Source organism: Ornithinibacter sp., assembly GCF_035443565.1.
GTDB lineage: Bacteria > Actinomycetota > Actinomycetes > Actinomycetales > Dermatophilaceae > Fodinibacter.
On record NZ_DAORSO010000168.1, the window covers coordinates 1 to 4239 of the forward strand.

4 protein-coding genes are annotated in these 4239 nt (G+C 71.7%); 2 read left to right on the top strand and 2 right to left on the bottom strand.

Going from position 1 to position 4239, the window contains the following annotated elements; all coding sequences use genetic code 11:
* A partial coding sequence (locus tag PLL68_RS12635; RefSeq protein WP_324534604.1) for an HNH endonuclease signature motif containing protein occupies positions 1 to 1410 on the top strand: 1410 nt, incomplete at its 5' end.
* Positions 1411 to 1460: 50 nt separating this feature from the next.
* On the opposite strand, the gene PLL68_RS12640 is transcribed toward PLL68_RS12635, so the two are convergent.
* Both PLL68_RS12640 and PLL68_RS12645 read right to left on the bottom strand, forming a co-directional pair.
* Positions 1461 to 1838 carry a DUF3037 domain-containing protein gene (locus PLL68_RS12640; protein WP_324534606.1) on the bottom strand — a complete coding sequence of 126 codons (378 nt, stop codon included), beginning with the start codon at positions 1836 to 1838 and terminating at the stop codon, positions 1461 to 1463.
* Positions 1835 to 2596 carry a HipA family kinase gene (locus PLL68_RS12645; RefSeq protein WP_324534608.1) on the bottom strand — a complete coding sequence of 254 codons (762 nt, stop codon included), beginning with the start codon at positions 2594 to 2596 and terminating at the stop codon, positions 1835 to 1837. Before PLL68_RS12645 ends, PLL68_RS12640 begins: the two co-directional genes overlap by 4 nt.
* 36 nt (positions 2597 to 2632) lie before the next feature.
* On the opposite strand from PLL68_RS12645, the gene PLL68_RS12650 reads away from it, so the two are divergent.
* A complete protein-coding gene (locus PLL68_RS12650) occupies positions 2633 to 4120 on the top strand; it encodes a serine/threonine-protein kinase (protein ID WP_324534610.1) in 1488 nt (495 codons plus the stop codon).
* The last annotated feature ends 119 nt before the right edge of the window (positions 4121 to 4239 follow it).

Here is a 4239-nt window from a genome sequence, read left to right on the forward strand (position 1 = left end):
GAGGAGTTTCGGACGTGGCTCGCGACAGTGGACGTCCACGAACTCACGGATGCAGAGCGCATCAGCCTTCTCACCTCCCTTGAGAGCGTCAAGGGAGCGGCCTCAGCGGCGCAGGCCCGGGCCACGGACGCGTTCCGCTGTTCGCAGGAACACACCCGCCCGCAGGACAGTGCCCGCTCGGTCGGGTCCCAGATCGCCCTGGCCCGGCGCGAACCACCCACGCTGGGCGACCGGTTCGTCGGGCTCTCCCGCGCCCTGGTGCACGAGATGCCCCACACCATGACCGCCCTGACCACCGGGGCCATCACCGAACGCCACGCGGTCGTGATGGCCCAGGCCACCGCCTGCCTGTCCGCGGCCGACCGTGCCGAGGTCGACACCCGCCTCGGACCCGTCCTGGGCAGCCTCGGAGTGCAGGGGGTCGCCCGCGCAGCAGCCCGGGTCGCCGCCGAGCTCGACGCCGCCTCCGTGGTGCGCCGGATGGAGGCCGCCGTGCGCTCCCGCCGGGTCACCACCCGCCCCGCCCCAGACGGCATGGCCTACCTGAGCATCCTGGGCCCCCTCAAGGACATCGTCGGCGCCTACGCCTGCCTCCAAGCCCGCGCCAAGAGCGTGGTCGGTGGGCAGTGCCCCGACGAAACCCCCGACGGACGCGGGGTCGGCGCAGTCATGGCCGACACCGCCCTACAGCTCCTCTCCGGCCGTGCCATCGGGCAGACCCAACCCGTCGAGGTCAACCTCGTCATCACCGACCGCGCCCTGCTCGGAGTCGGCGACCCCACCCGCGACATCAACGAACCCGCCCGCATCCCCGGTCACGGACCTCTCCCCGCCCCCATCGCCCGAACCTGGCTCCGCAACGACCACGGCTCGGTGTGGCTGCGGCGGCTGTTCACCACCCCCGATGGGCGCGACCTCGTCGCCATGGACTCCCGCCGCCGCACCTTCACCGGGCTCCTACGCCGCATGCTCATCCTCAGGGACGACGTCTGCGCCACCCCCTGGTGCAACGCCCCCATCGTGCACGCCGACCACGCCCACCCCGTCCGCGACGGCGGCCCCACCACCTACACCAACGGCTCAGGCGACTGCGCCCGCTGCAACCACGTCAAAGAAGCACCCGGCTGGCGAGTCGATCTCCAACACACCGGCCTCACCCCCGGTCACCCCCGACAGCTTGCCTTCACCACCCCCACCGGCCACACCTACCACTCCACCGCACCCCCGCTCACCGGCTGGGGCTGGCAACCCGCAACCCACACCGACGAACACCCCGACAGACCCGCAGCCCACATGCGACCAGCGGGCGTGCCGCCACGACCCCGCGAGCGGCGACGACCACGAGAGCGAAAACGACCCCGCGCCTCACCACTGGAACGAGCCCACATCGACCGTCTGGTCTCGGCGTGAGGCCAGCACGATGCCGAGCGGGCACTCGGCTGGCCTGGGCGTGCTGCCGGCTACTTCACGAGACGGTCGAGGAGTCGGTCGACCTCGGCCGCGGGGTCGAGGACGCATCCGCCGTGGACCGGCCCCGGTTGGAGCACGGTCGAGCGTGGCGCGGTGATCCAGCCGAAGCGTTTGCCCGGCGTCGACAAGGTGCCGCCCACATCAGCTGGGGGGCGATCGCACATCGTCCCCACGGCCTCGAGGGACCGGCGCAGTCCGTCGAGATCAGCGTCTGGGGCAAACGCCACGATGCGCGGCTCGTCGAGGTGGAAGGCACACCGCAGCACGCCGGCCGACTGAGAATGCACGACGACACCGACGTTGAGGCACTCGCCCCGGTCAACGCGAGGCACGAACCGCAGCACCGCGTACTGGTACGGGTGGCTCATGACGCACCCACCCACGGCCCGGGGTTGGCGAGGCGGGCGGTGAGGTGCTCCACGTACGCGGAGCGCACGGCATCCTCGTCCGGGAGGCTCGACGTCGTCTCGATCCAGATGGACGGGACGAGGTCCACGACTTCCCGAACGAGCTCGGGCGTCACCAGCGGCGTCAGGCGCTCGTGGGCCGAGGCGAGCGGTTCCGCGACCCCGGCCAGCACGTGCCCGCTGGGATCGAACGGTTGGCTGGCGAAGCGTGCGGCATCCGGCGGACGGCTGGGCCACGAGTGGTGGAACCACAACGTCGCTCCGTGGTCTATCGCCCACGTGCGGCCGTGCCAGACCAGCAGGTTCGGGTTGGCCCAGGTCCGGTCGACGTTCGCCGTGAACGCATCCAGCCACAGCACCGAACCGGCATCCACGGCACCCGGCGGGCGCGACCCGTCGTACCCGAAGGAACCGGGCAGGAAGTCGACCCCGAGGTTGAGTCCCGGGCTGGCGTTGAGCAGGTCCTGGACCTCCTCATCGGCCTCGTACCGCGCGATGGCGCTGGGGAGGTCGACCACGGCCAGACGGGGCGTGGGGATGTCGAGTCGGCGCGCCAGCTCACCGACGATGACCTCTGCGACGAGGACCTTGCGCCCCTGACCGGCGCCGGTGAACTTCACGACGTAGGTGCCGAGGTCGTCGGCCTCGACCAGTCCGGGGAGGGAGCCCCCCTCACGCAGCGGCACGACGAAGCGGGTCGCGGTCACGGACTCGAGCACCCGCACAGGCTACGGGAGTGCCACTAGGTTGGGGTGATGAGCAACGAGCAGCGTCGTCTCGCGGGCCGGTACGTCCTCGAGGAGCGGATCGGTCGCGGCGGAATGGGCGAGGTGTGGCGCGGCACCGACTCGGTGTTGGGCCGCCAGGTCGCGATCAAGCTCATCGACCTGCGCACCGTTCCCGACGAGTCCGGGGCGGCCCGCTTCGAACGCGAGGCGCGGGCAACCGCGGGCCTGAGCCACGAGGGAGTCGTGACGGTCCACGACAGCGGGGTGGAGGACCACACCGCCTACCTCGTCATGGAGCTGCTGCCCGGGCCGAGCCTGGCCGAGCGCATCGCCGCTGGCCCCGTGCCCGTCGACGAGGTCGTCGAGGTCGGGCGCCAGGTCGCCGCAGCGTTGGAGGCCGCCCACGCCCGGGGACTCGTGCACCGCGACATCAAGCCCGGCAACATCGCCTACGCCGCCGACGGCCGTGTTCGCGTGCTGGACTTCGGGATCACCCAGCTCGCCGAGTCCACCGGCTCCCAGTCCCTCACGGCGACGCACACGGTCATGGGCACCGCCGAGTACCTCGCTCCCGAGCAGGCTCTGGGTGGCCGGGTCGACGGCCGCGCCGACCTGTACGCGCTCGGCTGCGTCCTGTACGCCATGTTGGCCGGTCAGCCACCGTTCCGCGGCCCCACCCCGGTCGCCACGATGATGATGCACGCCAACGACCTCGTTCCCGACGTGCGGGACCTGCGCCCTGACACCCCCGACTGGTTGGCCGACCTCGTCCACGACCTGCTCGCCAAGCAGCCCGACCAGCGCCCCGAGAGCGCTGCTCTGGTGGCGGTCGCGCTGGAGGAGGGCGAGTCGCTCTTCGCCACGAGGGCGATGTCCGCTGGAGGCACCGCAGCGACCCAGCGGATGACGCCCCCTGCCCCTGCCCCTGTGCCGGTTCCCCTGCCCCCGAGCGACCCCCCACGCGACGTCGAGCCCGAGCGTGTCGGACCGGGAGCCCTCACCTGGGTGCTCGCCCTGGTCGCCGCGGCAGCCCTTGGCCTGCTGCTCTGGCAGTTCATGCGTGGCGACGACACCGGGACCCCCGCCGCGACCCCGTCGGTCTCGACCTCTGCGGTCACGACGGCGCCGCCCTCGACGAGCCCCCCGCCGACCACAGAGGCGGCAAGTCCCACCCCGACGCCGACACCCACGACCGAGGCGCCCTCGCCCACCCCTGAGCCCGATCTGGGTGCGGAGGTCACGAGCGCGCTCTCGGCCTTCTCCGACGAGGTCGGAGCGCTCCAGCGCGGGGGAGTGCTCGACGCAGACAGCGCCAAGGTCCTCGACGACATCGTCCGTGACATCCGCCAGGGCGTTCGAGAAGACGATCCGGTCAAGACCTCGGCAGAGACCGACAAGCTCGTGGAGGAGTACGACAAGCTCGTCAACTCGGGCGCCGTCACGACCGAGGCTGCCCTCCGGCTGGACCCCCTGCTGGCCGACGTCCAGACCGCGGTCGACGCCTTCGCCGCCTGATCGGCCCGTCCGCGGCCCACGCGAAAGGCCCCGAACCTGTGTGGTTCGGGGCCTTCGTCGCGTGGTGTCCGAGGGGGGACTTGAACCCCCATGCCCAATAAGGGCACTAGCACCTCAAG

Coding starts and splice junctions, on each gene's coding strand:
- PLL68_RS12640 (WP_324534606.1), bottom strand. CDS start 1,838: ATGAGCCACCCGTACCAGTACGCGGTGCTGCGGTTCGTGCCTCGCGTT.
- PLL68_RS12650 (WP_324534610.1), top strand. CDS start 2,633: ATGAGCAACGAGCAGCGTCGTCTCGCGGGCCGGTACGTCCTCGAGGAG.